General features: G+C 70.6%; 26 protein-coding genes and 1 pseudogene. 20 read left to right on the top strand and 7 right to left on the bottom strand.

From position 1 onward, the window contains the following. Positions 1-32: 32 nt before the first annotated feature. Positions 33-200, bottom strand: a complete 168-nt coding sequence (locus IEZ15_RS13715; RefSeq protein ID WP_229845874.1) for a hypothetical protein — start codon at positions 198-200, stop codon at positions 33-35. Between the two features lie 18 nt (positions 201-218). After that, positions 219-473 (bottom strand): hypothetical protein, encoded by a 255-nt coding sequence (locus tag IEZ15_RS13710; protein WP_189276829.1) that lies wholly within the window; start codon positions 471-473, stop codon positions 219-221. A gap of 518 nt (positions 474-991) precedes the next feature. Between IEZ15_RS13710 and IEZ15_RS13705 the strand changes: the two genes are divergently transcribed. The 12 genes from IEZ15_RS13705 (at position 992) to IEZ15_RS13650 (ending at position 12,208) form a co-directional block, all read left to right on the top strand. Next, positions 992-2,224 (top strand): ATP-binding protein, encoded by a 1,233-nt coding sequence (locus tag IEZ15_RS13705; RefSeq protein WP_114245362.1) that lies wholly within the window; start codon positions 992-994, stop codon positions 2,222-2,224. Continuing rightward, positions 2,221-2,628, top strand: coding sequence for a roadblock/LC7 domain-containing protein (locus tag IEZ15_RS13700; protein ID WP_114245363.1), 408 nt, complete (start codon positions 2,221-2,223; stop codon positions 2,626-2,628). The genes IEZ15_RS13705 and IEZ15_RS13700 overlap by 4 nt, the downstream gene beginning before the upstream one ends. Next, positions 2,625-2,999 carry a DUF742 domain-containing protein gene (locus tag IEZ15_RS13695; RefSeq protein ID WP_114245364.1) on the top strand — a complete coding sequence of 125 codons (375 nt, stop codon included), beginning with the start codon at positions 2,625-2,627 and terminating at the stop codon, positions 2,997-2,999. Before IEZ15_RS13700 ends, IEZ15_RS13695 begins: the two co-directional genes overlap by 4 nt. Then, positions 2,974-3,564, top strand: a complete 591-nt coding sequence (locus IEZ15_RS13690) for a GTP-binding protein (RefSeq protein WP_114245365.1) — start codon at positions 2,974-2,976, stop codon at positions 3,562-3,564. Before IEZ15_RS13695 ends, IEZ15_RS13690 begins: the two co-directional genes overlap by 26 nt. 94 nt (positions 3,565-3,658) lie before the next feature. Continuing rightward, on the top strand, positions 3,659-5,047 hold the full coding sequence (locus IEZ15_RS13685; RefSeq protein WP_114245366.1) for a cytochrome P450 family protein: 1,389 nt from the start codon (positions 3,659-3,661) through the stop codon (positions 5,045-5,047). Positions 5,048-5,377: 330 nt separating this feature from the next. Further along, positions 5,378-6,508, top strand: coding sequence for a cytochrome P450 (locus tag IEZ15_RS13680; protein WP_189276921.1), 1,131 nt, complete (start codon positions 5,378-5,380; stop codon positions 6,506-6,508). Then, positions 6,505-7,314, top strand: a complete 810-nt coding sequence (locus tag IEZ15_RS13675) for an enoyl-CoA hydratase/isomerase family protein (RefSeq protein ID WP_114245368.1) — start codon at positions 6,505-6,507, stop codon at positions 7,312-7,314. Before IEZ15_RS13680 ends, IEZ15_RS13675 begins: the two co-directional genes overlap by 4 nt. 97 nt (positions 7,315-7,411) lie before the next feature. Next, a complete protein-coding gene (locus tag IEZ15_RS13670; protein WP_229845873.1) occupies positions 7,412-8,056 on the top strand; it encodes an RNA polymerase sigma factor in 645 nt (214 codons plus the stop codon). Then, complete coding sequence (locus tag IEZ15_RS13665; RefSeq protein WP_189276826.1) at positions 8,053-9,138, top strand: CU044_5270 family protein; 1,086 nt, start codon at positions 8,053-8,055, stop codon at positions 9,136-9,138. The genes IEZ15_RS13670 and IEZ15_RS13665 overlap by 4 nt, the downstream gene beginning before the upstream one ends. A gap of 556 nt (positions 9,139-9,694) precedes the next feature. After that, the gene (locus IEZ15_RS13660; RefSeq protein ID WP_189276824.1) at positions 9,695-10,318 is read left to right on the top strand and encodes a CAP domain-containing protein; all 624 of its coding nucleotides are present in this window, start codon (positions 9,695-9,697) and stop codon (positions 10,316-10,318) included. A 341-nt stretch (positions 10,319-10,659) separates the two neighbouring features. Further along, positions 10,660-11,202 carry a CAP domain-containing protein gene (locus IEZ15_RS13655; protein WP_189276822.1) on the top strand — a complete coding sequence of 181 codons (543 nt, stop codon included), beginning with the start codon at positions 10,660-10,662 and terminating at the stop codon, positions 11,200-11,202. A gap of 208 nt (positions 11,203-11,410) precedes the next feature. Further along, complete coding sequence (locus IEZ15_RS13650) at positions 11,411-12,208, top strand: VOC family protein (RefSeq protein WP_189276820.1); 798 nt, start codon at positions 11,411-11,413, stop codon at positions 12,206-12,208. Positions 12,209-12,239: 31 nt separating this feature from the next. Here IEZ15_RS13650 and IEZ15_RS13645 read toward each other — a convergent pair whose 3' ends face one another. After that, a complete protein-coding gene (locus IEZ15_RS13645; RefSeq protein WP_189276818.1) occupies positions 12,240-12,926 on the bottom strand; it encodes a response regulator in 687 nt (228 codons plus the stop codon). Further along, the gene (locus IEZ15_RS13640; protein ID WP_229845872.1) at positions 12,923-14,104 is read right to left on the bottom strand and encodes a sensor histidine kinase; all 1,182 of its coding nucleotides are present in this window, start codon (positions 14,102-14,104) and stop codon (positions 12,923-12,925) included. Before IEZ15_RS13640 ends, IEZ15_RS13645 begins: the two co-directional genes overlap by 4 nt. Positions 14,105-14,274: 170 nt before the next feature. Between IEZ15_RS13640 and IEZ15_RS13635 the strand changes: the two genes are divergently transcribed. The 3 genes from IEZ15_RS13635 to IEZ15_RS13625 are packed head-to-tail and all read left to right on the top strand — an operon-like array spanning position 14,275 to position 17,560. Further along, the gene (locus tag IEZ15_RS13635; RefSeq protein WP_189276816.1) at positions 14,275-15,246 is read left to right on the top strand and encodes an ABC transporter ATP-binding protein; all 972 of its coding nucleotides are present in this window, start codon (positions 14,275-14,277) and stop codon (positions 15,244-15,246) included. After that, a complete protein-coding gene (locus IEZ15_RS13630; RefSeq protein ID WP_189276814.1) occupies positions 15,243-16,787 on the top strand; it encodes an ABC transporter permease in 1,545 nt (514 codons plus the stop codon). Before IEZ15_RS13635 ends, IEZ15_RS13630 begins: the two co-directional genes overlap by 4 nt. Beyond that, positions 16,784-17,560 carry an ABC transporter permease gene (locus IEZ15_RS13625; RefSeq protein WP_189276812.1) on the top strand — a complete coding sequence of 259 codons (777 nt, stop codon included), beginning with the start codon at positions 16,784-16,786 and terminating at the stop codon, positions 17,558-17,560. The genes IEZ15_RS13630 and IEZ15_RS13625 overlap by 4 nt, the downstream gene beginning before the upstream one ends. Before the next feature lie 20 nt (positions 17,561-17,580). Here the strand turns inward: IEZ15_RS13625 and IEZ15_RS13620 are convergent, their stop codons facing one another. Next, positions 17,581-18,390 (bottom strand): HAD-IIA family hydrolase, encoded by an 810-nt coding sequence (locus tag IEZ15_RS13620; protein WP_189276810.1) that lies wholly within the window; start codon positions 18,388-18,390, stop codon positions 17,581-17,583. 119 nt (positions 18,391-18,509) lie between these two features. Here IEZ15_RS13620 and IEZ15_RS13615 point away from each other — a divergent pair. Then, positions 18,510-19,136, top strand: a pseudogene (locus IEZ15_RS13615) (phosphoribosyltransferase); the annotation flags it as partial. A 137-nt stretch (positions 19,137-19,273) separates the two neighbouring features. On the opposite strand, the gene IEZ15_RS13610 reads toward IEZ15_RS13615, so the two are convergent. Together IEZ15_RS13610 and IEZ15_RS13605 are read right to left on the bottom strand one after the other, a co-directional pair. Beyond that, on the bottom strand, positions 19,274-20,776 hold the full coding sequence (locus IEZ15_RS13610) for an alpha/beta hydrolase (RefSeq protein WP_114245380.1): 1,503 nt from the start codon (positions 20,774-20,776) through the stop codon (positions 19,274-19,276). A gap of 90 nt (positions 20,777-20,866) precedes the next feature. Then, positions 20,867-21,610 carry a polyprenol monophosphomannose synthase gene (locus IEZ15_RS13605; protein ID WP_198676819.1) on the bottom strand — a complete coding sequence of 248 codons (744 nt, stop codon included), beginning with the start codon at positions 21,608-21,610 and terminating at the stop codon, positions 20,867-20,869. Between the two features lie 299 nt (positions 21,611-21,909). Here IEZ15_RS13605 and IEZ15_RS13600 point away from each other — a divergent pair, with 299 nt between their 5' ends. The 4 genes from IEZ15_RS13600 to crcB (IEZ15_RS13585) all read left to right on the top strand — a co-directional run bounded on the left by IEZ15_RS13600 (position 21,910) and on the right by crcB (IEZ15_RS13585) (position 23,675). After that, entirely contained in the window at positions 21,910-22,365 is a 456-nt protein-coding gene (locus IEZ15_RS13600; protein ID WP_189276806.1) for a carboxymuconolactone decarboxylase family protein, read from the top strand. A 175-nt stretch (positions 22,366-22,540) separates the two neighbouring features. Next, positions 22,541-22,951 carry a fluoride efflux transporter CrcB gene (gene crcB, locus IEZ15_RS13595; RefSeq protein WP_114245382.1) on the top strand — a complete coding sequence of 137 codons (411 nt, stop codon included), beginning with the start codon at positions 22,541-22,543 and terminating at the stop codon, positions 22,949-22,951. Then, positions 22,948-23,304, top strand: coding sequence for a DUF190 domain-containing protein (locus IEZ15_RS13590; RefSeq protein ID WP_189276804.1), 357 nt, complete (start codon positions 22,948-22,950; stop codon positions 23,302-23,304). Before crcB (IEZ15_RS13595) ends, IEZ15_RS13590 begins: the two co-directional genes overlap by 4 nt. Further along, positions 23,301-23,675 carry a fluoride efflux transporter CrcB gene (crcB, locus tag IEZ15_RS13585; RefSeq protein ID WP_189276802.1) on the top strand — a complete coding sequence of 125 codons (375 nt, stop codon included), beginning with the start codon at positions 23,301-23,303 and terminating at the stop codon, positions 23,673-23,675. Before IEZ15_RS13590 ends, crcB (IEZ15_RS13585) begins: the two co-directional genes overlap by 4 nt. Positions 23,676-24,083: the final 408 nt, after the last annotated feature.

The following is a 24,083-nucleotide window of genomic DNA, read 5'->3' as shown; positions in this document are numbered from 1 at the left end:
GGGTGCCGCCTGAAATCCGTTCAGCACCCTGCTCAGCCGGTGGTGGCCGGGCGGCCGGCGGCGGTGATGAGGTCGGTGAAGGACAGGTGGGTGCCCGGCGCCGGGGTGGTCGCGGATTCGGTGGTGCGGCCGTCGAGTGCCAGGTCGAGGTGGCGGTGGAGGAGGCCGCACACGCCGTGCGGTGACCGATGGCCGGACAACGGGACGGTGACGCCGCGTCAGTCGAGAGGCCCGGCGATTCCCGGAGTGAGCCGGTGAAGGCGGTTCGCAAGGACCGCCTCGGTGAGGCGGGCGGCGATCTGTTCGTGCCCCTCGGTGAAGTGGTCCCAGGAGTCGTAGCGGACCGGGATCGCCCTGCGGGCGCCGAGCGAGCGGCTGAGTGATGCGGCCCGTGCGCCGTCCATGGCGATCAGTTCGCCTCCACCGAAGGCTTCGATGCGCACCGCCCCCAGGTGCAACGGGGCGGCGCCCACCCCCTCCGGCGGTCGCGGCCGCTGATTCCGGAGATCTCGTTCTCGTACCGATCGCTCCCCGTCACCGCAGAAGGCTCGTGCTGCTCGCGCCGGGCGAGCGGCCCCGGTCGCCGCCCGTACGCGCAGTTCGTGGACTCCGCGAACGAGCGGCCGCAGCCCTCGAAGCTCCGTAAGGCCCCTTAACCTCCCTGAACATCCGTCACATCTCTTCACCGGAGGCCCGGGTGGTGGAGGGGTGTCGAGGGGCGGCGGTTCCGCCCCTGATGTGAACATTCCGCGTCAAGAGTGCAACTGGCGTGTCGGTCTTGACATTTACCCAAGAGGCCGATGCTAAGATCATCTTACTTCCAGTGGGCTGATGGCATATGGGGGCATTCCGGGAGGGATGAATTCCTCGGCCCCACTTTCGGAGGGGCCTTCCCTGTGTGGCGCAACCCGTGGCTCAAAGAGTCCGGGCTGTACCGCCCATGAGGGAGCGTCAAGCCGTTTCCGTAGCCATGGCACTTGAAGTGAGTCTCATGACATTTGCACAGGGCCCGCTCTTCTGGGCACTGGTTGTCGTAGCACTGGTCGCTGTGGGTGCCGTCCTGCGGGCTCGCAAGACCAACATCGGACTGCGCAGGCAGAACGCCGAACTCCGTGGGGAGCGCGACACGCTGCAACGGCAGCGGGACGACCTCCACGTCACCCACAACGGTCTGCTGCACCGTCAGGCCGCCGAGCTGGCCGAGGTCCGCAAGGACGCCGAGGAGGAGACCAAGGCCGTCCTCAAGGCGGCCGTGCGCACCCTTCAGGGGCTCGCGGACGAGCAGCAGGTGGTCATCGAGAACGCCCAGAAGAAGTACGGCGACGACCCCAACATGCTCGCCGACCTGATGGCCATCGACCACGCCAACAGCCAGTTCGGGCGCCGCGCGCAGGGCATCGCGGTGCTGTGCGGCGGCTGGCTCGGGCGCAGGGAGACGGTCGCCTCCGTCTTCGACGTGGCCCGCAGCGCCCAGGGCCGTATCCGGCAGTTCGACCGGGTCCGGGTCAACGGGCAGGTCAACTTCTCCGTCGTCAGCAAGGCCGTGGAACCGGTGGCGGTGGTCCTCGCCGAGCTGCTGGCCAACGCCACCAACTACTCCGCGCCCGGCGCTCCGGTGGAGATCAACATCCAGGCCGTCCCGAAGGGCGTCTGCCTCATCGTCGACGACGCCGGTCTCGGCATGGGCCAGGAGGAGAAGGACCGCGCGGCGGCTCTCCTCGCGCCCCGGGCCGCGATCAGCGTCTCCAGCCTGGGCATTCCCCCACAGTTCGGGTTCGCCGTCGCCGGTGTGCTGGCCGCCCGCTACGGGTTCCAGGTCTCGGTGGACTCCGTATCCCCCTATGGAGGCGTACGCGCGGTGGTTCTCCTGCCCGACGAGCTTCTCACCGGCGATGCACCAGCACCCCCGACGCCCCTTGCGGCCCCCGGTGGCCACGATGCGGATGTGTCGGCGCTCCCCCGCCGCCAGGCACCCACGCCGCCTCCGACTCCCCTGTTCCCTCCGGCCGCACATCCGGCCCCCGCCCCGCAGCCGACGGGGTCTTTCACCACCGCCGGTGGCCTGCCCAAGCGTCGTCGCAAGAGCCCGGTGTCAGTGGTGCCGTCGACCGAGCCCGGGCCGGTGCGCAGCAACGAGGAGACCGCTTCCCGCCTGGGCGCGTTCCAGCGCGGAACACGGACCGGGCGTGACACGACGACGATGGAAGGACCCGAGTTCCAGTGAACCCCGATCTGTCCTGGGTGCTCAACGATGTGCTCCAGGTACCCGGCGCGCGGCACGCGATCCTCGTCTCCGCCGACGGTCTGCTGCTGGCCAACTCCAGTGAGATCGGCCGGGACGATGCGGAGACCGTGGCGGCGGCGATGAGTTCCATGCAGTCGCTGAGCCGGGCCGTCGCCCCCTTCATCGGCGCCCGGACCCCCGGCCGCTGGCACCAGACGCTCCTTGAGTACGAGCACGGCTGGATCTTCCTGATCGCTGCCGGTACCGGCGCCTATCTGGCGGCGGCCGCCGCGGCCGACGTGGACATGGAGGCCATGTCCTTCCGCATGCAGCAGCAGGTCGCCGCGCTGGGGAAGGCAATGACCACACCTCCGCGCCAGAACGCCGGAAGCAGCGGCGCATGACGACGCCGGGCGAGGAGCAGGCGGTCAGCAGCGGGTTCATCCGGTCCTACGTCATCACCGGCGGGCGCGGCCTGCCCGATGCGGAGGGTCTCTCCCTCGTCACTCTCGTCACCATCGCACCCGACCGGCAGCAGCCCCCGAACCCGAGCCCCGAGGTCCGGGCGATCTGGGAGCTGTGTTCCGGCGGCTATCTGTCGGTGGCCGAGGTCGCGGGCCATCTGGAGCTGCCCGTCGGAGTGGCACGGCTGCTGCTGAACGATTTAGCGGACCAGGGTCATCTGATGCGCCGCAAGGCGCCCCCGCCGGCTCAGCTCGTTGACAGGAAGATCCTCGAAGAGGTGTTGCATGGACTACACGTCCGGTTCGGCTGAGAACATCTATGTGCCGGACGCGGTACAGCGTGCGGCGAAGATCCTCGTCGTCGGACACTTCGCCGTGGGCAAGACGACGCTCATCGGCACCCTCTCCGAGATCACTCCGCTGCGCACCGAGGAGAGGATGACGCAGGCCAGTGCCCACATCGACGATCTGCGGGGCGCGCCCGACAAGGTGACGACAACGGTCGCGCTGGACTTCGGCCGTCTGACGCTCAGCGACGAGCTGGTGCTGTACCTGTTCGGCACGCCGGGCCAGCAGCGCTTCGTCGAGCTGTGGGAGGACATGGCGCGGGGCTCGCTCGGCGCGCTGCTCCTCGTCGACCCGGCTCGTCTCGCCGACACCTTCCCGGTGATCGACCTCGTCGAGACGTACGGGCTGGAGTACGCGGTCGCGGTCAACAGCTTCGACCCGTACTCCCGGCATGCCGAGGACGAGTTGCGCGAGGCTCTCGATCTGCTGCCGGACACCCCGGTCGTCTACTGCGACGCCCGGGACGAGAAGTCGTCCGCGCAGGCCCTGATCCATCTGGTTCAGCACCTTCTCGCACGGGTGGCCTGACCTCTGCTCCGTACGCCGGCACGGGGTCCCTGACCCCGTTTTCCGTCCACCGTCCGGGCCCTGCGAGGCCCGCGATCACACCGAGGAATCACACATGGACTCTCAGCCGGGAGCCACCCCGTACAGCGCCCCCACCGGGTGCCCGATGCGCGGTGAGCGGCAGACATCGCTCTACGGGCCGGAGTTCGCGTCCGATCCGCAGCGTGTGTACGACGAGTTCCGGGCGCACGGGCTCGCCGCTCCGATCGAGCTGGCTCCCGGAGTGGAGGCCACCCTGGTCGTGCAGCACGAGGCCGCGCTCCGGGTCCTGCAGAACCCCTCCTTCTTCGCCCGTGACTCACGACGGTGGGCGGCGCTGCGGGAGGGCCGCGTACCGCTCGACAGTCCGGTGCTGCCCATGATGGCGTACCGGCCCAACTGCCTGTTCACGGACGGCACCGAGCATCTTCGCCTGCGCAAGGCGGTCACCGAGAGCCTCGGCCGCCTCAACACCACCCGGCTCAGCCGGGATGTCGAGCGCATCGCCGACTATCTCATCGACCAGTTCATCGAACGCGGCAGCGCCGACCTGCTGGGCGACTACGCCAAGCTTCTGCCGCTGCTGCTGTTCAACCAGCTCTTCGGCTGCCCCGGTGACATCGGCGACCGGCTGACCCGTGGCATGTCCGCGATCTTCGACGGCGAGGACGTGCTGCGGGCCAACGCCGAGCTGACGGAGTGCCTGATGGAGCTCGTCGCGCTCAAGCGGCGGCAGCCCGGCGACGACATCACGTCCTGGCTCATCCAGCACCCGGCGGGCCTGCGGGACGAGGAGCTCAAGGACCAGCTCGTCATGCTGATGGGCGCGGGCATCGAGCCGGAACGCAATCTCATAGCCAACGCGCTGCTTCTCCTGCTGTCCGACAGCGCCGGGGGTCCGCAGCGGCGAGGTACGGGGATGCTGGTCGAGGACGCCCTCGACGACGTGCTGTGGAACAACCCGCCGATCGCCAACTACGCGACGCACTACCCGGTCCAGGACGTCGACCTGGGCGGCGTGACGCTGAAGGCGGACACCCCCGTACTGATCAGTTTCGCCGCCGCGAACAGCGATCCCGCGCTCACCGATGCCCGCCAGACCCTGAGCAAGGGCGCCCATCTGGCCTGGGGTGCGGGCCCCCATGTCTGCCCGGCGAAGTCCCCTGCGCAGCTCATCGCCCTCACCGCGATCGAGAAGATCCTCAACACCGTGCCGGATCTCACCCTCGCCGTGCCGGCCTCGGCGGTCGAATGGCGGCCGGGTCCGTTCCACCGGGCGCTGGTGTCCCTGCCGGTCCGGTTCAGCCCGAGTGCCGCGCGCCATGCGGCGACGGCCGCACAGTCGCCCGTTTCGTCCCGGATCGCCGCCTCCGAGGAGGTTCCCGCCGCGCGCTACGACCATGTGGAACCGCAGAAGAAGGCGAAGGGCTGGTGGAGTTCCTTCCTGGACGTCTTCCGCGTGTGACGGAGGGGCGACCCATGGATCCTGGCGACTCGCGCGCATAACTGCGCGTCATACAGGCTTGAGGCAGGGACTGTTCGACATATGGCAAGGGGTCAACAAGCCGTTTTCCTGTGACACGGGCAACAGAGAACGACGCATGGCACACACATGCGGAGGGGTAGGTTCTGGCCGTAACCATGAGCCCAGGACAAGGAACTCTGCGTGAGCGCAATATGTGGCACAGACAGGCCCACCACCGTCGACCGCCGTGCCCTCATTTCCCTCCTGCGGCGTCTCAAATCACCGGAGGGGCAGGGTGATCCCTACGCCCTCCTGGGCGAGCTGAGATCCATGGGTGATGTCGTACGCGCTCCCTGGGACGCGTACTTCGTCACCGGCTTCGACACCTGCAGCGAGGTGCTGCGCGGCCGCAACTGGCTGGCACCGGACTTCGCCTGGCAGGAACGCCAGGCGGACACCGAGCGCTGGGACGCGGTCGCCACGCAGGAGATGACCAAGACGCTCTCTCGCCTCAACGCGCCCGAGCACACATGCCAGCGCCGCAGCCTCGGCAACCTCTTCGACCGCTCCACCATCCAGCGGCTTACCCCTCAGGTCGAGGAGCATGTGACCCGCCTTCTCGACGAGCTGGCCGACAAACTGCGCTGGGGCGAGACCGACTTCGTCAGTACGGTCAGCGAGCAGCTCCCGATCAGCACCATCGGCTCCTGGCTGGGCATCCCGCCCGAGGACTACGCCCACATCCTGGAGATCACCCACAACCAGGTGCACGCCCAGGAGCTGTTGCCCACCAAGAGCGAGCTCGCCGTGTCCGCCGAGGCGACCGTTCATCTGCGCGCGTACTTCACCGAGATGGTGAAGCAGCGCCGTGCGAACCCCGGCAACGATATCCTGACCGGCTGGATACACACCTGGGACGCCATGGAGCCCGACCGCGAGGCGGCGGACGAGATCCTCTACCGTCTCACCATGTTCGTCACCATCGCCTCACTGGAGACCACCGCGACCCTGCTGTCGACCATGGTGGGGCTGCTGCTGAGGGAGCCCGGCCGGTGGGCGTGGCTCGCGGAGCACCCCGGATACATCGACGCCGCCGTCGACGAGGCCCTCCGGTACGACCCGCCCATCCACATCAACACCCGGATCGCCGCCGACGACACGGTCCTGGCGGGCGTGCCGATCGCGAAGGACAGCATGGTCCACGTCATGTACGGGGCCGCCAACCACGACCCCCGGCGCAACGAGGACCCGGATTCCTTCGACATCGAGCGCGCCGGCACCCACCTCACCTTCGGGGGCGGTGTGCACTACTGCCTGGGCGCGGCCCTCGCCCGCCTTGAGGCACGTACGCTCCTGACCCAGCTACTGAAACGTTTCCCCACCCTGCGCGCCGTCACGGGGCCCAGTTACGCGTCCCGTCTGGTCTTCAGGCGTGTGACCTCCATGGGCGTGGCGATATGAAGCTCGCGCTCCCCGACTACCTTTCCCCCTACCGGCGGCCGCGCACGGTACGCACCGTGCGCGAGGGCCCCGTCCTGCGCGTGGAGCTGAACTGCCCCGACACCGGCAACGCGGTCACCGAAGCGATGCTGGACGATCTGCTGACGGTCCTGGCCGTACCGGACCCCGACGTCCGGGTGCTGGTGCTCAGCGGTGCCGGGGACGACTTCTGCCTGGGCGGGGACCGGAACGAGTTCGCCGACTGGCTCGACCAGGATCCCACCGGGCGGGGCATCCGGATCGCGGGCGACAAGGCCCGCCGCGTCTGCGAGGCGATCTCCACCAGCCAGGCGGTCACCATCGCCAGGATCCAGGGCAAGGCGATCGGCGCGGGACTGGCGCTGGCCCTCGCCTGCGATCTGCGCGTCGGCGCCGACACCGCCGGTTTCCGGCTGCCGGAGCTGGCGCTCGGGCTGCCCACCGCCTGGGGCGGCGTGCTGCCCCGACTGATTCATGAGGTCGGCGCCGCCCGTGCGCGCGAACTCATCCTGACCGGACGCGCCTTCGACGCCGCCGAGGCGTACGAACTGTCGGTCCTCCAGCGCATCGTGCCCGCGGACGCCCTCGACGAGGCGGTCACCGCATGGACCAAGCCCATCGTGCGCCGCCCCGAGGCCGCCCTGCGCGTCACGAAGGCACTGCTCAACTCGTACGCCGCCCCGACGCGGCTGGCCGATCCGTCCGTCCTGGACGCGGAGCTGATGGCCACCGTCGCGGCCGCGACCCGCCGGACCCGCGATGCCGGGGGGACCGTACCGGTGCGCTAGGCCCGGTGCTCACGAGCTCCGACCGCACCCCTTCTGTGACGCGGGTCACGGGAACCCTCCCCGGGGTGCCGGACAGCTGAGGGAGGTGAGCACAGATATGCGTACCCGGGTACGGGCCGGGGAGCCGAGCGCGTTCGCGGAGCTTTTCGACAGCTACGCCCGCACGGTCTACAACCATGCGTTCCGGCTGACCGCCGACTGGGCGACGGCGGAGGACGTGATGGCCGCGACGTTCATGGAGGCCTGGCGGCTGCGCGACAGGGTCGACCCCGAGGGCGGCTCGCTGCGGCTCTGGCTGCTGGGCATCGCCACCAACACCGCGCGCAACCAGACCCGGAGCAACCGCCGCTACCGGGCCGCGGCCACCGCCGCCGCCCGGGCCGAGACGGCGGCGCCCGATCACGCCGAGGAGGTCGCGGGCCGGGTCGACGACCGGCGGCGCCTCGCGGCCGCACTCACCGCACTGGCGGCGCTGCGCAGACCGGAGCGCGAGGTCCTCACCCTCTGCCTGTGGGAGGGCCTGGAGTACACGGCCGCCGCCGAGGCGCTCGGAATCCCGGTCGGCACGGTCCGTTCCCGTCTCTCCCGGGCCCGCGCGAAGCTGCGCAGGCTCGCCGACACCGAACTGGCCTCGACGGCGACCGGACCGATGGTGAGAAATCGGGAACCCGTGCCGGGTCTCGGACAGGTAAGAGGCGATCGCGGAACCGCGGTCCGGCCCGCACAGGAAGGAATCCGATGACCGCGAACCCGTCCCGGCAGAGTCCGGCCGAGTGGGAGGAGAGCGCACAGCTGCTCCCGCTGACGACTCGCGAACTGCCGTCGGGCCGCCACCAGTTCCACAAGGAGCGTCTGATGGCCCGGATCCAGCAGGAAGAACGTACCGCGACGACAGCAGCCGCCGAGCCGAAGGCGCGGCGCTTCACGATGCCGCGCCGCGCCTTCGCCGTACCCGCGATGGCATGCGCCCTGGCCGGGGCAGTCGTCGTGGGAGCCTCGGTGTTCACCTCGGACGGCGAGGGCACAGGTGCGGCCGACGGGTCGGTCCTGACCACGTCGGTCGGCGCGGCCACCACCAAGGGCGTGCCCCAGTTGCTCGACCAGATCTCGTTGGCGGCGGCCGAGGTGCCCGACCCGAAGGCGGGCCAGTACGTCTACATCGAGTCGAAGACGGCCAACAGCTACGAGAAGGTCGTCGCCGGCGGGTCCAGCCTGGCCATCGACAAACTGCATCGGCGTCAGATCTGGATGTCCCTCGACGGCACCAAGGGGTGGCTGATCGACCCGGCCGTCAACGAGAGCCCCGAGGGCGAGACGCTGAGCCTTCCCGACGAGCAGGGCAACGTACCGGTGGCCACGTTGAACGGGCCGTCGTACGACTACCTGGCCAAGCTGACCACCGACCCCGACAAGCTGCTGCAGAAGATCTACAAGGAGACCGAGGGCCAGGGCAACAGCCCCGACCAGGAGGCCTTCGAAACCATCGGCGACCTGCTCGGCGAGAGCTACCCGCCGGCCAGGCTCTACTCCGCCCTGTTCAAGACCGCCGCGAAGATCCCCGGGGTCGTGGTGGTGGAGGACGCGGTGGACGCGGCGGGCCGGCACGGGGTGGCGGTGGCCCGGCTGGACGAGACGAGCGGTGAGCGCATGGAGTGGATCTTCGACAAGAAAACCCATGTCTTCCTGGGCGAGCGCAGCGTTCAGGTGAGGGAGGACGGCGGAGACAGCGGTGTCATCAAGCGCGGCACGGTGACGAACACCAGCGCCATCATGAAGCGGGCCATCGTCGACGACATCAAGCAGACCCCGACCGAGGGCGGCTGAGGTCTCCCGCCTTCGCCCATGGGCCTCCGGTGGCAGCCCCCGCCACCGGAGGCCCGCGTGTTTCACGCGCACGGCAGCGGATCGGCCGTCGCCTCGACGAGCCGGTCGAGTACGTGGCGGATGGTTGCACAGCCCACGTGGCGGATGGTTGCACAGCCTGCCAGTGACATCCGACACAGAGCTTTTCGTGGCTCAGGGCATTGGTTAGTAGATGCCGCCTCGACGGCATGGTGCCGTTTGTCCGTCTTGGCGCAGATATGCGCGTGCGAGCTCCGTCCGCATGCGGTCCGCTCGTCGTTCCCGCCCGTTCGGCGGGCGACCAGAGGCTTCTGACGGCGCGACAGCGCCTTTCCGAAGCGTGAAGGCCGTCGTCGGCACGCCCCTGCGCCGGTTTCAAGCGCCGTCCGGATCTACGAGCGGAGGTAGTACTTCCGCTTGTTGCCCCGCCCCGAATGCCGTTCCAAGAATGACGACCGCAAGGCGCCTGCGAGCCAGGGCGCGGGAGCGCGCGGAGCCGGCCGGAACTGCTCCGCGACTATCGAGCGAGGTCACACGCATGAGGAAGCACCGCAGGAAGACGTCCTACCGGAAGATCACCGTCGCTGTCGTCGCCGTGGGAGCCGTGGGTGTGCCCTCTGCCGCCATGGCCTGTTTCGCCCCCCACGAGAAGCCGGCTGCGGAGGCGTCGCGGACCCACACCGCACACCGCACCGCACACTGGGGCGCACCGAAGACCGCCGCACCCGCGAGCGCACCGAAGCCCGCCGCATCCACAAGCACACCGGAACCCGCCGCTCCGGCGTCAGGTGCCGCCGCCCGCATATTGACGCTCGTCAACAGCGAGCGCTCCAAGGCCGGTTGCTCGCCGCTGACCGTGAACGCGAAGCTGACGAAGGCCGCCCAGGACCACAGCGCGGACATGGCTTCCCACCGGAACATGTCCCACACCGGCTCCGACGGCTCGGCCCCGGGCGACCGGATCACGCGCGCCGGATACCGGTGGAGTGCGTACGGCGAGAACGTCGCCTACGGCTACACCACCCCCGAGAGCGTCATGGCGGGCTGGATGAACAGCCCCGGCCACAAGCGCAACATCCTCGACTGCTCGTTCAAGGAGATCGGCGTGGGCCTCGCGCAGCCCGGCAGCTACTGGACGCAGGACTTCGGAACGGCCCGATAGAACTTCGGAAACAGTCCGATAATCAGCCCACTTCACCGCGGTCGCGGTGAAGTGGGCTCAGACGCGTACGGAATTCTCGACCTCACTCCTGCGAGTCTGCAATGCACCAAGCGATCAAAAGTCTTCACTTACAGGGAAATGTCTGACACCCGTCACTGACAACCGGGAACGTTCCGATGCGGGTTTGCTCGTCGCAGCGTGGGCCAGGTGCGGACCGCCGGAGGCGGCGAGGACACCGGAGGCCAGGCTGCGTGCAGGTCGTTCACGAGTCGGACGCTTCCCGCAGCACCCTCTTGAAGCCGTTCCCACGCGAACATCGAGTATCGAGTGAGGTCACACACATGAGGAAGCACCACGCGAAGAGGTCCCGCCGAGGGACGGTCACTGCTGTCGTCGCCTTGGCAGTCGTGGGAACCCTCGGCGTCGCGGAAACCGCAGAAGCCGCGGATATGCCCGCCGCCTCCGCCGCCTCGGCCGCATTCGGCGCTCATGCGAAGGAAGCCGCCCGCCTGCTGAAGCTTGTCAACAGCGCGCGCAGCGCGGTCGGTTGCTCGCCGCTGACGTTGAACGCGAAACTCACGAAGGCCGCCCGGAAGCACAGCGCGGACATGGCTTCCCACCGGAACATGTCCCACACCGGCTCCGACGGCTCGGACCCGGGCGACCGGATCACGCACGCCGGATACGACCGGAGCGCGTACGGCGAGAACGTCGCCTACGGCTACACCACCCCCGAGAGCGTCATGGCGGGCTGGATGAACAGCCCCGGCCACAAGCGCAACATCCTCGACTGCTCGTTCAAGGAGATCGGCGTGGGCCTCGCGCAGCCCGGCAACTACTGGACCCAGGACTTCGGACAGCCCGACAGGCAATCGGCCGAGTAGGCGCCTCGCTCAGCAGACACCGTTCCCAGCCAGTGTGCATGAGTGGGTCCTGGACCCACTGCTGCGTTCTGGGCGCCGACGGCATGCGCACGCATGCGTACGGCGTACGCCACCGGGTCGGCGGCCCCGATTCCAGCGCGCGGGCGGGCGGTCGGCTGGCTAGCGTGAAAAGCCGGACAACCCCACCGAGCACGAAGGAGTCGAAGTCATGGCTGTACACCCGGAGGGCACGCCGTGCTGGGCCGACGCGATGTTCCCCGACCTCGACGGCGCGAAGAGCTTCTACGGTGATGTGCTGGGCTGGACGTTCGGCGAGTCCTCGTCCGAGTTCGGCGACTACACACAGGCGTACGCCGACGGCAAGGCGGTCGCCGCCGTCGTGCCCCCGATGCCCGGCCAGGAGGGACAGTCGGCCTGGTGTCTGTACCTCGCCTCACCGGACGCCGCCGCCACCGCCGCGAAGATCCGCGAGAACGGCGGCGAGACTCTGATGGACCCCATGGAGGTGGGCGAGTTCGGCACGATGCTGCTGGCCCGCGACCCCAGCGGTGTCGTCTTCGGCGTGTGGCAGGCGGGCAGCCATGAGGGCTTCGAGTCCCAGGGCGTGCCCGGTGCGTTCTGCTGGGCCGAGGTCTTCACCCGGGAGCCCGAGAAGTCGGACGCCTTCTTCTGCGCCGTCTTCCCGTACAGCATGGTGAAGATGGAGGACGACGCCGTCGATTTCAGGATGTTCAACCTCGGCGACAAGACAGTCATGGGACGGATGAAGATGGGCGACGAATTCCCGCCCGAGGTGCCGCCCCACATGAATGTGTACTTCACTGTCGCGGACTGCGACGCGGCCGTGGCGAAGGCGACCGAGCGCGGCGCGGTCCTGCGGTTCGGCCCGATGACCATGCCCTTCGGCCGCTTCGCCGCGCTGACGGACCCGCAGGGCGCGGCGTTCTCCGTGATCGACGTCGACACGACCGAGGGCGAGGTGCCCAGGACGTCCCCGGTGTCCTGACCGGTCCGGGACCATGCGTCCCTGCCCCGGCTCACCCCCCGGCGCCCGGCACCACCAGACCGGATTCGTACGCCGCGACCACCGCCTGGGTGCGGTCGCGCAGACCGAGCTTGTTCAGGATGCGGCTGACATGGGTCTTGACCGTCTCCTCGCTGACGCTCAGCCGGGCGGCGATCTCCGGATTGGACAGGCCCTCGGCGAGCAGGCGCAGTACCTCCGTCTCACGCGGCGTGAGCGCGGTGAGCGGGGCGGTGGGCACGGCGGGGGGCCTGCGGCGCAGGCGGGCGAATTCGCCGATGAGGCGGCGGGTGACGGTGGGCGCGAGCAGGGCCTCGCCCGCGGCGACCACCCGTACCGCGTCGAACAGGTGCTCCGCGGTGACATCCTTCAGCAGGAAGCCGCCCGCCCCGGCGGCCAGCGCGTCGTAGACGTGCTCGTCGAGGTCGAACGTGGTGAGGATGAGGATGCGCGGGCCGCCGCCGTCCGGGGCGGCGGCCCGGATCTGCGCGGTGGCCTCGATGCCGTCCGTGCCCGGCATCCGGACGTCCATCAGCACGACGTCGGGGCGCTGTTGCGCGCAGACACGTACGGCCTCCGCTCCGTCGGAGGCGGTACCGACCACCGTGAAGTCCGGCTGGGTGTCCAGGAGTCCGGCGAAACCGGCCCGTACCACCTCGTGGTCGTCCACGACGACGATCCGTGTGGCCGTCGCGGTCATCGCAGAGCCTCCTTCGTGCCGGTGGGGAGCCGTACTTCGATAAGGAATCCGCCGCCCGGCGCCGGGCCCGCACTCAGTTCGCCGCCGACCGCCGCGACGCGCTCGCGCATGCCGAGCAGGCCGTGACCGGAGGCCCGGGCGCCGGACCGGTCCGGTCCCGGTCCGTTGTCCCTGATGCGCAGGTCGAGGGTCTGCGGGGCGTAGCGCAGCTCGACGTCCACGGCCGCGCCGGGAGCGTGTCTGCGGGCGTTGGTGAGGGCTTCCTGGACGATCCGGTACGAGGTGAGCTCGATGCCCGGGTCGAGCGGGGCCACGGGGCCGCTGACGATCAGCCGGGTGCTCGCGCCGCCGGCCGCGCGGGCCTCGTCCAGCAGTTCGTTGAGCTGGGTGAGGCCTGGCTGGGGCTTGCGGGTGACCGGTGGTGCGCCGGCGTCCTCGCGCAGTACGCCGAGCAGCCGGCGCATCTCCGTCAGCGCGGCGCGTGCCGTGTCGCCGATGTCCAGCAGCCGTTTCGCCCCGGCCTCCGGCATGTCCGGGGTGGTGAGGCGGGCGGTCTCCGCCTGGACGGAGATCATCGAGATGTGGTGGGCGACGACGTCGTGGAGCTCGCGGGCGATGCGGGCCCGCTCGCCGCGTGCCGCGTGTTCGAGGAGCGTGTTCGCGATGGCCCGTTCGGTGGCGTCGCGGGCCACCGCCTCGGCCCGGGTGCGACGGCCGTTGCCGTCCGCGACCGCTGCCGCCGCGAGTACGGCGGCCGGAACGGCGTACCCGCGCAGTCCCGTGTCGTCGGGGTCGGTGAGCGCCACCGCGACGTACGGCAGCACGAGCAGCACGGCCAGGCGGCGGGAGCCCCGGCTGCCGAGGTGGTGCAGTACGAGCAGCTGGGCGACCAGTCCGGCGAGGGTCAGGTCCCGGTAGCCGACGAGTGCCAGGAGACTCGCCGCGGTGACGGCGGTGGCCGCGGCGGCCGGGTGGACGCGCAGGAGCGCCAGCGGCACCGTGGTGCACAGGCCGAGCAGTATGGCGAGCGGCAGCGTGAGCGGAAGGTCCGACGGCCCGGCCGCGGCGCGGACGGCGCTCTCCACGGCCGCGAGCAGCCCCAGCGCGGCCGCGGCCACCGCCGGGCCGTCGGGCGAGTCGGCGATCCTCCGCGTCCTCCGCGTGATTCCTTCGCTCATGCACGCCATTGTCACGGCGTCGGCGCCCATTGGCGTCCCCCTGCCCAGCCGTCCTCGCCGTCCCCCGCGCGGGGGATGGCGACAGGCCGCCGTCCCCCGCGCAAGGGGCGTTGAAGAGCCCTCCGTCGCGTGACGACCGCGGGCCTGCCGTCTCCCTAGCCTTCTGCACCATGGAAGCAACCGTGGCAGCAACCATCCAAGTCCGGGGACTGCGCAAACAGTTCGGGCAGACCGTCGCCGTCGACGACCTCTCCTTCACCGTGCACCCCGGCCAGGTCACCGGCTTCGTCGGACCCAACGGCGCGGGCAAGTCCACCACCATGCGCATGCTCCTCGGTCTGGACGCACCCGACGCGGGCAGCGCCCTGATCGGCGGGCGGCCCTACGCGTCGCTGCGTCGGCCGCTGACCGAGGTCGGGGCCCTGCTGGACGCGGCGGCCGTGCACCCGAGCCGGCGCGGCCGCGACCATCTGCTGTGGCTGGCGCACACGCACGGGCTGCCGGGCCGGCGGGTGGAGCAGGTGCTGGAGCAGGTCGGTCTCGCGACGGCCGCACGGCGGCGGGCGGGCACCTACTCGCTGGGCATGCGGCAGCGGCTGGGGATCGCGGCGGCACTGCTCGGCGATCCGCCGGTGCTGCTGCTCGACGAACCGGTCAACGGGCTCGACCCGGAAGGCATCCGGTGGATCCGCGGCTTTCTGCGGGCGCTGGCCCGCGAGGGCCGTGCGGTGCTGGTCTCCAGTCATCTGATGAGCGAGCTCCAGGACTCCGCCGACCATCTGGTGGTCATCGGCCGCGGCCGGCTCATCGCCGACACCCCCGTGGCCGAACTCCTGGCCGCCGCCTCCGGCGACCGGGTCGCGCTGCGCACCTCCGCACGTACGGATGCCATGTCGCTGCTGGCCCGGGAGGGCGGGACCGTCGCCGCCAACGGGCGGGACTCGCTGACCGTCACCGGCCTGCCCGCGGAACGGATCACCGCGCTGCTCGGCGCGGCCGGGGTGCCGTTCTCCGAAGTCGGCTCGGACCGGGCGACGCTGGAGGAGGCGTACATGGAACTGACCCGGGACGCGGCGGAGTTCCGGGCCGCGGAGGGGTTCCCGGCCGACACCGCCCGCGACGGCCAGGAGCTGACCTCATGACCGCACCCGCCGTCACCCCCTACCGATCCCCACTGCCACCCGCACGCGACGGATTCCCGCAGTTGCTGCGCTCCGAGTGGACCAAGGCCCGCAGCGTGCGCCGGTGGAGCGTCACCCTGCTCGCCGCCGTCGTGATCACCGTCTTCGTCTCACTGCTCTCCGCCCTCAGCGGCAGCTTCGACGTCAACGGCAGTCCGCCGCCACCGACGAAGGGCCCGGACGGCGCCCCCGTCACCGACAGCTTCCCCTTCGTCCACCAGCAGCTGACCGGCGACGGCAGCATCACGGCCCGGGTGTCACCGCTCACCGGCCGCGAAGGGCACATCGCACCCTGGGCCAAGGCCGGGGTCATCATCAAGGCGAGCACCGACGCGGGAGCGCCGTACGCGGCCGTCATGCTCACACCGGCGCACGGGGTCCGGCTCCAGTCGGACTTCACCCACGACACGGCGGGCAGCAGCGCCTCCGGCGCCGAGCCGCGCTGGCTGCGGCTCACCCGCTCCGGCAGCGTACTCACCGCGTCCGAGTCGGCCGACGGCAAGAAGTGGAGCGAGGTCGGCAGGGCCACCCCGGCCGGACTGCCAAGAACCGTCCAGGCGGGCCTGTTCGCCGCCACGCCCGAACTCGTCACGGTGCAGAGGCACTTCGGCTCCACCTCCGTCGGCGGCGGTCCGTCCGAGGTCACCGCCTCCTTCGACCGGATCACGGTCGACGGCGACCGGGGCACGGTGGTCGACGGCGACCAGGGCACCGGCACCTGGCGTCAGGACCGGGTCGGTGCCGATCCCACCAGGGCCGCCGGGAGCCCGGACCGCTCGACGCGGACGTCCAGCGCCTGGACCCTGACCGGCTCCGGCGACATCGGCCCTCTGATCCCGGACGCCGATCTCACCCAACGGTCTCTCAGCGGGGCCCAGATCGGGCTGATCCCGCTGGCAGCGCTGGGGGTGCTGTTCATCACCGCCGAATACCGGAGGGGCATGATCCGTACGACGCTGACGGCGGGCCCGCGCCGGGGCCGGATGCTCGCCGCCAAGGCCCTCGTACTCGCCGGAATCGCCTTCCTGACCGGGCTGCTCGCCGCCGTGCTCTCCTTCCTGCTCGCCGAACCGGCACTGCGGGACAACAGACCCAACCCCGCGTCGTACCCCGAAGCCGCGCTCAGCGACGGCCCGGTGCTGCGCGCCGTCCTCGGCACCGCCCTGCTGCTGGCCGCCGTCGCCGTGCTGGCGCTGGCCGTGGGCGCACTGCTGCGGAACACGGCCGCCGCGGTGACGCTGATCGTGGTGGTGTTCGTACTGCCGATGGTCCTGCTCGCCGGACTGCCCGTCGACGCGGCGCACTGGGTGATGAAGGTGACTCCGCTCGCCGGGTTCGCCGTGCAGCAGACGACACCGCGATACGACTTCGTGAACACCGTCTGCCTGCCCGAGAACAGCTGCTACCCGCAGGGCCCGTGGACCGGACTCGCGGTGCTGTGCGCGTACGCGGCTGTCGCCCTGGGCCTCGCCATGTGGCGGCTGCGCAGGCGGGACGCATGAGGGGCGCCCTGCACGCGGAGTGGACGAAGCTCCGTACTCTGCCCAGCACTTGGTGGCTGCTGCCGGCCGTCGCCGCACTCACGGTGGCGCTCGGCGCGACGGCCACCGGCTCCGTCTCGACCGACCAGTGCCCGTCCCCGGCCGAGTGCCACGAGGACACGGTCGAGCTCTGCCTGACCGGTGTCTGGCTCGGCCAGGCGGCGGTCGCCGTTCTCGCGGTGCTGGCGATGAGCAGTGAGTACGGCACGGGCACCATCCGCGTCACGCTGGCGGCGGTACCCGGCCGCGCCCGGGTCCTCGCCGCGAAGGCGACGGTCGTCACCGGGGCCGTCGTGGCGGCGGGCACACTCGCGGTCCTCGGCTCACTGCTGGCCGGCCGTCTCCTCCTCCCCGGCAACGGCTTCGGCACGGCCGCGCTCTCCCTCACCGAACTCCCGACCCTGCGCGCCGCCGCGGGCTCGGTGCTCTACCTGGCCCTGATCGCCCTGCTCTCCCTGGGGACGGCGACAGTCGTACGGGACACGGCCGGTGCGATCACGGCCGTGCTCGGCCTGCTGTACGCCTTTCCCGTGGTTGCGCTGATGGTCGCCGACGAGACCTGGCGGGAGCGCCTGCAGGAGCTCGCCCCCTCGTCGGCGGGCCTGGCGGTCCAGGCCACCCAGAACCTGGACACCCTGCCGATCGCTCCCTGGCCGGGCCTCGGCGTCCTCGCGGCCTGGGCGGGAGCGGCGCTGCTGGCGGGGGCGGCGATGTTCCGGCTGCGGGACGCGTGAGGGGCGGTTGCCCGGCTTCCTCACGTCCCCGGCCGCTCCAGCAGGGCGGGGAGATCGGCGAAGGAGTCGATCACATGGTCCGGGGTGCCGTCGGCCGCCCGGTGTGTCTCGGGGAGGTACTTGCCGGTCCTGACGAGTACGCCGGTGAGCCCGGCGCGCTGGGCCGCCAGGACGTCGGACTCGATGTCGTCGCCGACCATCAGGGCGTGGGGCGCGGTGGCGCCGAGATGTGCCAGGGCCGTGGCGAAGAACGACCCGGCGGGTTTTCCGGTGATCTCCGCCTCGACGCGGGCGGCTCGCTCCAGTCCCAGGAGGAAGGCCCCGGTGTCGAGGTCGAGCCCGGCGGCCGTGCGCCAGTACATGCTCCGGTGCATGGCGACGAGCCGGGCACCGCGCTGCACATGGCGGAAGGCGCGGTTGAGCGCCGCGTAGGTGAAGGCATCCCCGGCCCCGCCGAGGACGACGACATCCGGCGCCCCGCCATCAGCCGATTCCTCCTCGTCCTCGTCGACGAGTGTCACGCCCGTCAGATCGTCCCGGATGTCGCCGGTGTTGATCAGCAGGCAGCGAGCTCCGGGATGGTGTTGTCGCAGGTGAGCGGCGGTGACGGCGGGGGCGGTGAGAATGTCGTCGGCGGAGACGGGGAAGCCCTCGCCCACCAGTTTCCGGGCGATCGAGGCGCGGGTGCGGGAGGTGGTGTTGGTGACCAGCGCCAGCGGGATGCCCGCCTCGCGCAACCGTTCCATGGCCGCCACGGTGCCGGGCAGCGGCTTCCAGGACACCGTGAGCACACCGTCGATGTCGATCAGGACCGCTCCGATTCGTTCCATGCAACCGACCCTGCCCGAGTTGCGCGGCCACCGCACATGGAGTTGTTTCGAAGTAGGGAACCAGGTGGGGTGCGTACTCACGTGGTCCCTGACTCTCCCCTGGTTGGGGGTGAACAACCGTGTTGTTCGCCGATCGCGAGGACGCGGGACAGCAGCTGGCCGAGGCGCTCCGGCATCTGGAGCGGGAGAACCCCGTCGTGCTGGGCCTGCCCCGCGGCGGAGTCCCGGTGGCCTTCCAGGTGGCGCGGATGCTCGGCGCCCAGCTCGATGTGATCGTGGTCCGCAAACTCGGTGTGCCGCACCACGAGGAAGTGGCGTTCGGCGCCATCGGCGAGGGCGGGGTACGGGTCATCAACGAGGACGTCGTCAGCCACCTCTGGGCCGGGAAGCAGGATCTCGCGGCGGTCGAGCGGGTCGAGGCGACGGAACTCGTACGCCGGGCGCAGGCCTACCGCGCGGGCAGGCCACGGACGCAGCTCGAAGGCCGGACCGTCATCGTCGTGGACGACGGCGTCGCGACCGGCGCCACGGCCGAGGCCGCCTGCCAGGTGGTACGGGCGCAGAACCCGGCGCGTCTGCTGGCGGCCGTACCGGTGGCGCCACCGGACGCGGTAGCCCGGCTGCGGCAGTGCGCGGACGAGGTGGTGTGTCTGTCCACGCCTCGCCTGTTCTTCGCCGTCGGCGAGTGGTACCGGGACTTCTCGCAGACCTCCGACGAGGAGGTCGTCTCCCTGCTGGCACAGGCCCGGTACACCGGACATGTGCCGCCCGGCAGCGACTGAACGGCGGACGGCCGGGCCGCCGTCCGTGAAGCAGGCGCGGCGGAGGATCTGTGCGACAGAGCGGCGCCGGCCCACGGCGGGCGCTGCCCCGCGCAGTCCGTTCAGTCCGCGCAGTACGTGTCCCGCTCCGGCCGCTTCCCCGTCGTCAGGAACGTGGTGACCGCGCTGTCGCCGCAGGCGTTGCCGTTGCCCAGGTAGACGGCGTGTCCTCCGTGGTCGACGGCGACGAGGCGGGCCCGGTCGCCGAAGGCCTCGCGCATCTTCAGGGCGCCGGAGTACGGGGTCGCCGGGTCGCGCAGGCCCTGGATCATCAGGATGTTGGACGGCCCCTCGTCCGTGATCCTGGTCGGCCGGTCCACGGGGGCGTCCTTCCAGAAGGCGCACGGTGTGATGTTCGCCGTCATGCCGGCGGTGAGCGGGTGCTTCACGCGGTCGGCGGCGACGGCGCGCCGGTACGACGGGATATTGCCCGGCCAGCGCACGTCGTTGCAGATCACGCCGACCGTGACCGCCGCGTCCTGGTCCGGCATCGGCCCGGCCAGTTCGGCGGGCAGGACGGGCTTCACCGACGCGTCCCGGGCCTCCTGGACGAGCCCGGCCAACCGGCCGAAGGCACTGTCCCTGTACAGGGCGAGCTGGATCGCCTGCCGCAGCCGGTTGCCGGTCAGCGGGACGCCCGCCGTGGTGGACTCCTTCGGCTCACGGTCCAGCCGCGCCGCCAGCTCCAGGACCAACGGCCTTACGTCCTCGGCGCGTTCGGCCAGCCGCAGCCCCTCCGCCTCCCGGGCCGGATCTGCGGCCCATCGTGCGAAATCGGGGAAGCGGTCGTCCGCGCCCACCGCCATGTTCGCCAGCCAGCCCTGCTCGACGCGGGACGGGTCGGGATCGCCGCTGCTGTCCAGCACCAGGCGGTCCGTGTGTCGCCCGTACTTCTGGGCGTACACGGCAGCCACATAGGTGCCGTACGAGCTCCCCCAGGCCGACAGCTTCTCCTCGCCCAGCGCCTGCCGGAAGCGGTCGATGTCCCGCACCTCGTTGGCCGTGGTCAGGCTCCGCAGCACCGCTCCCCCGTTGCGGGCACACGCCTCGGCGACCCGCCGCGACCGCTCCACGTTCTCGGTGATCGAGCCGTCCGCGGCGGGCCAGGACCGCAGGTTCACCATCTCCCGGTCCTCCGGGGCGAGCCCGCAGCTCGCCTTCGTGCTGCCGCCGACGCCGCGCGGGTCGAGGCTGACGATGTCGTACTGCCCCGCCGTCTCCCGCTGCAGCTGCTCCCCCTTCTGTGTCACCCGCTGCACCCCTGACGAGCCGGGACCACCGGGAATCACCAGCAGCGTGCCGCGCCGGGCCGAGGGGCGGTCGCTGCGCAGTCGGGTCACGGCGAGGGTGAGCTGCGGGCCGTCCGGCGCCCGGTAGTCGAGCGGTACGGGCAGATCGGCGCACTCCTGCGCGGCGGGGCCGCCGGACTCGGCGCAGGGCCGCCAGTCGAGTGCGGGTAAGGCGCCGGCGGCGTGGGCCGGCGGGGTCGCGGCTCCGGTGAGAGCGGTGGTGGCCACGGTGACGGACAGGGCGATGAACGCGGCGGATCTGCGGTAAGTCGTCATGGCGCAAGCCTTGTTGAACCGAGGCCGTCGGCCCATCCGGGAGGCACGACGGAACGGGGTGGGGTTAGCCCCCGAACTCCCGTCCCGAAATCAGTGGTTGTTCCTGCCGAACAACAGCTTCCACGGCGCCAGCGCGGACTCGATCTGCACGCTCAGGCCGAGCTTCGATTCGCCCTCGACCCGCTCCTCGAATCGGATCGGCACCTCGACGATCCTCAAATGACGCCTGACCGTGCGGTAGTTCATCTCCACCTGGAACGAATAGCCGTTGCTGCGGACCGAGGAAACATCGATCGCCTTCAGCGTCGATGCCCGCCAGGCCTTGAAACCGGCGGTCGCGTCCTTCACCCGCAACCGCAGGATCGCGTTCACATAGAAATTCGCCCATGCGGAGAGCGCCTTGCGGTGCCAGGGCCACTCCGTGGCGAGCGAACCGCCCGCCACATAGCGGGAGCCGATCACCACGGCGGCGTCCTCGGCGAACAGTGTCTCGATCATGACCGGGAGCCGCGACGCCGGGTGGGAGAGGTCGGCGTCCATCTGGACCACCACGTCCGCACCCTCGGCGAGTGCGCGGGTGATGCCCGCCACGTAGGCGCGTCCCAGCCCGTCCTTCTCCTTGCGGTGCAGCACGCCGACCGTTTCGGCGGTGTCGGCCGAGAGCTTGTCCGCGACCTCGCCGGTGCCGTCCGGCGAATTGTCGTCCACCACGAGAATATGCAGGTCGGGCAGGCCCAGATCCATAAGGAGACTCACGAGGACGGGCAGGTTCGTCCGCTCGTTGTAGGTGGGCACGACCACCACAATCTTCGGCGAGGTCTTCTCCACGGCCATTTCCTCGTGCCCCCTTGAGGTGCTTTTGCGTCCCCCTGCGTCATCCCCGGATGTTCTCCGGTTCGTCCCCCGCGCAGGATCGCGCGCGAGCCTAGCATCCGGGCATCCTGACCCGACAGAAAGCGGAATGCTTCATTCTGCTCTGTATCCGCCGAACGAAGCACCTCGAATTCACCACGAGAACTGCAGGTGGCGCCGGATTCCCGGGCCGCTCGTCACACTTTCCCTCCGGCATCCGTCAGTGTGGTGAAGGCGCGGCGGGAACGCGGCCGCGACGGATATCGAAGGAGAGTCATCACATGCAGGCACGTATGCAGAACCCGGCCGAGATCATCCCCGAGGCGTTGCCGCCCCTGCTGGGGCTCGTCAAGGCCATCAACAAGGGCGGCCCGGCGGAGACGACGCTCGAACTCGTCGGTCTGCGGGTGAGCCAGATCAACGGCTGCACCTTCTGCGTCGAGGGACACGTACGCAACGCCAGGAAGGCAGGTGAGAGCGACGAGCGGCTCTTCGCGGTGTCGGCCTGGCGGGATGCGCCCTGCTTCACGGACGCGGAGCGGGCCGCGCTCGCGCTCGCGGAGGCCTCCACGAGGCTCAGCGACCGCTCCGACCCGGTGCCGGACGACATCTGGAACGCGGCCGCCGCTCACTTCACCGAGAAGGAGCTCTCGGCCCTGGTCCTCTCCATCGGTCTGACGAACCTCTTCAACCGCATCAACGTCACCACCAGGCAGCCCCCGGGCAAGACCTGGTAGGCCCGCGTCCGGGCCCTCGGGCCGCACCGGGGACCGGCGCCGCCCGGGGCCGTCGGCTCGACGGCTTCCGGGCGGTCTCCCTTTTCGGTACCGAGTGGCGGGTGACGGGCCCGACACGCTCCCTCGGGGCGGCGGCGATAGCCTGGTGCGTGTAGCAGGCAGGAGACATGCAGGCATGGGAGCCCGGAATCCCCGAGGTTCCGTCGTCGCGGTGGTCGCGCTCGGCGGTGCACTCGGAGCGTGCGCCCGCTACGGGGCCACGCTGATCTGGCCCACCGCCCCGGGCGGCTTCCCCTGGACGACACTGATCGTGAATGTCGTCGGCTGCGCGGTGATCGGCGTGTTCATGGTGGTGATCAGCGAGGTGTGGACGGCTCACCGGCTGGTGCGGCCGTTCTTCGGTACGGGGGTGCTGGGCGGGTTCACCACGTTCTCCACATACGCGGTGGACATCGAGCGCCTCGTCGACGCGGGCCGGGCCCGTACCGGCCTGGCGTATCTGGGACTGACACTGTGCGCGGCCCTCGCGGCGGTGTGGAGTGCGGTGTGGGCAACCCGCCGCGTGCTGGCGCGGAGGCAGTCATGACGACGCCGAACACGGAACGGGCACTGCGCCTGACGGTCTTCGTCGGCGAGTCCGACGGGTGGCACCACAGGCCGGTGTACACGGAGATCGTGCACCGGGCGCACAAGGCGGGACTGTCGGGCGCGAGTGTGTTCCGCGGGATCGAGGGGTTCGGCGCCTCGTCGATGATCCACACCCAGCGGCTGCTCTCACTGAGCGAGGACCTGCCGGTGGCGGTCGTGATCGTGGACGCGGAGGAGCGGATCCGTGCGTTCCTGCCGATCGTCGAAGAGCTGGTCGCGGACGGCGGCCTGGTCGTCCTGGACAGCTGCGAGGTCGTCCACTACGGCGACGACCGGGAGCGGAACCGGTGAACTGGCTGCTGGTGATCGTCGGTGCGGCGGTCGGGGCACCCCTGCGGTATCTGACCGACCGGGCGGTGCAGTCCCGGCACGACACCGTCTTCCCGTGGGGCACCTTCGCGGTGAACGTGACCGGATCGCTGATCCTGGGCCTGCTGACCGGCGCGGTCGCGGCCGGCGCCGCCTCCTCGCACCTGCAACTGCTGCTCGGTACGGGACTGTGCGGGGCGCTCACCACGTACTCGACCTTCGGTTACGAGACGCTGCGGCTGGCCGAGGACGGGGCGAAGTCCTACGCCGCGGCCAATGTGGTGGCGAGCGTGGTGGCGGGGCTGGGCGCGGCGTTCGCCGGTGTCTCGGCCGCCGAGGCGCTGTGGTCGTAGGAGGTGGAGGCTCACGGCCGTCCGTCTCCACCCCACCGTGCCGGCGCAGATCGTCGCAGAGACGGTCGGCGTCCCCCGCCACCGCAATGCGAGGCGATGGCAGGGGAACGCCGTTGAGGAGGAGCCGTCACCGGCGCCGGGCGATTCAACCCGTTCCACGCCGACAGCGGTCCGTCAGCCGCCGACCCTAGGCACCCGGCCCGTCCCGGACCGCACACCACGCCAACGGCCAGCCCGGCGCCACTCCAACAGCGGGCGCCCGGGATGCTCGCGGGAGCCCGGGCGTCACCCGACCGGGGGGCCTCGATCCACCTGTGACCTTGGTCCAAAAGGCGTCCGGGGGAGGCGTTCTCCGTACAATCCGAGAACGACGTGACCGGCATGACCAGAGAGCGCGAGGTTCCTCCA

Source organism: Streptomyces atratus (assembly GCF_014648655.1).
In the GTDB taxonomy this organism is placed as follows: domain Bacteria; phylum Actinomycetota; class Actinomycetes; order Streptomycetales; family Streptomycetaceae; genus Streptomyces; species Streptomyces atratus.
The sequence above is the reverse complement of the archived record's forward strand: the minus strand, read 5'-3'. Positions and strand labels throughout refer to the sequence as shown.

What these genes read in the sequence shown, in the direction of transcription:
- IEZ15_RS13705 (WP_114245362.1), top strand. Translation starts at nt 992, where the DNA reads ATGACATTTGCACAGGGCCCGCTCTTCTGGGCACTGGTTGTCGTAGCA.
- IEZ15_RS13695 (WP_114245364.1), top strand. Translation starts at nt 2,625, where the DNA reads ATGACGACGCCGGGCGAGGAGCAGGCGGTCAGCAGCGGGTTCATCCGG.
- IEZ15_RS13690 (WP_114245365.1), top strand. Translation starts at nt 2,974, where the DNA reads ATGGACTACACGTCCGGTTCGGCTGAGAACATCTATGTGCCGGACGCG.
- IEZ15_RS13685 (WP_114245366.1), top strand. Translation starts at nt 3,659, where the DNA reads ATGGACTCTCAGCCGGGAGCCACCCCGTACAGCGCCCCCACCGGGTGC.
- IEZ15_RS13680 (WP_189276921.1), top strand. Translation starts at nt 5,378, where the DNA reads ATGGGTGATGTCGTACGCGCTCCCTGGGACGCGTACTTCGTCACCGGC.
- IEZ15_RS13675 (WP_114245368.1), top strand. Translation starts at nt 6,505, where the DNA reads ATGAAGCTCGCGCTCCCCGACTACCTTTCCCCCTACCGGCGGCCGCGC.
- IEZ15_RS13670 (WP_229845873.1), top strand. Translation starts at nt 7,412, where the DNA reads ATGCGTACCCGGGTACGGGCCGGGGAGCCGAGCGCGTTCGCGGAGCTT.
- IEZ15_RS13665 (WP_189276826.1), top strand. Translation starts at nt 8,053, where the DNA reads ATGACCGCGAACCCGTCCCGGCAGAGTCCGGCCGAGTGGGAGGAGAGC.
- IEZ15_RS13660 (WP_189276824.1), top strand. Translation starts at nt 9,695, where the DNA reads ATGAGGAAGCACCGCAGGAAGACGTCCTACCGGAAGATCACCGTCGCT.
- IEZ15_RS13655 (WP_189276822.1), top strand. Translation starts at nt 10,660, where the DNA reads ATGAGGAAGCACCACGCGAAGAGGTCCCGCCGAGGGACGGTCACTGCT.
- IEZ15_RS13650 (WP_189276820.1), top strand. Translation starts at nt 11,411, where the DNA reads ATGGCTGTACACCCGGAGGGCACGCCGTGCTGGGCCGACGCGATGTTC.
- IEZ15_RS13645 (WP_189276818.1), bottom strand. Translation starts at nt 12,926, where the DNA reads ATGACCGCGACGGCCACACGGATCGTCGTCGTGGACGACCACGAGGTG.
- IEZ15_RS13640 (WP_229845872.1), bottom strand. Translation starts at nt 14,104, where the DNA reads ATGAGCGAAGGAATCACGCGGAGGACGCGGAGGATCGCCGACTCGCCC.
- IEZ15_RS13635 (WP_189276816.1), top strand. Translation starts at nt 14,275, where the DNA reads ATGGAAGCAACCGTGGCAGCAACCATCCAAGTCCGGGGACTGCGCAAA.
- IEZ15_RS13630 (WP_189276814.1), top strand. Translation starts at nt 15,243, where the DNA reads ATGACCGCACCCGCCGTCACCCCCTACCGATCCCCACTGCCACCCGCA.
- IEZ15_RS13625 (WP_189276812.1), top strand. Translation starts at nt 16,784, where the DNA reads ATGAGGGGCGCCCTGCACGCGGAGTGGACGAAGCTCCGTACTCTGCCC.
- IEZ15_RS13620 (WP_189276810.1), bottom strand. Translation starts at nt 18,390, where the DNA reads ATGGAACGAATCGGAGCGGTCCTGATCGACATCGACGGTGTGCTCACG.
- IEZ15_RS13610 (WP_114245380.1), bottom strand. Translation starts at nt 20,776, where the DNA reads ATGACGACTTACCGCAGATCCGCCGCGTTCATCGCCCTGTCCGTCACC.
- IEZ15_RS13605 (WP_198676819.1), bottom strand. Translation starts at nt 21,610, where the DNA reads ATGGCCGTGGAGAAGACCTCGCCGAAGATTGTGGTGGTCGTGCCCACC.
- IEZ15_RS13600 (WP_189276806.1), top strand. Translation starts at nt 21,910, where the DNA reads ATGCAGGCACGTATGCAGAACCCGGCCGAGATCATCCCCGAGGCGTTG.
- crcB (WP_114245382.1), top strand. Translation starts at nt 22,541, where the DNA reads ATGGGAGCCCGGAATCCCCGAGGTTCCGTCGTCGCGGTGGTCGCGCTC.
- IEZ15_RS13590 (WP_189276804.1), top strand. Translation starts at nt 22,948, where the DNA reads ATGACGACGCCGAACACGGAACGGGCACTGCGCCTGACGGTCTTCGTC.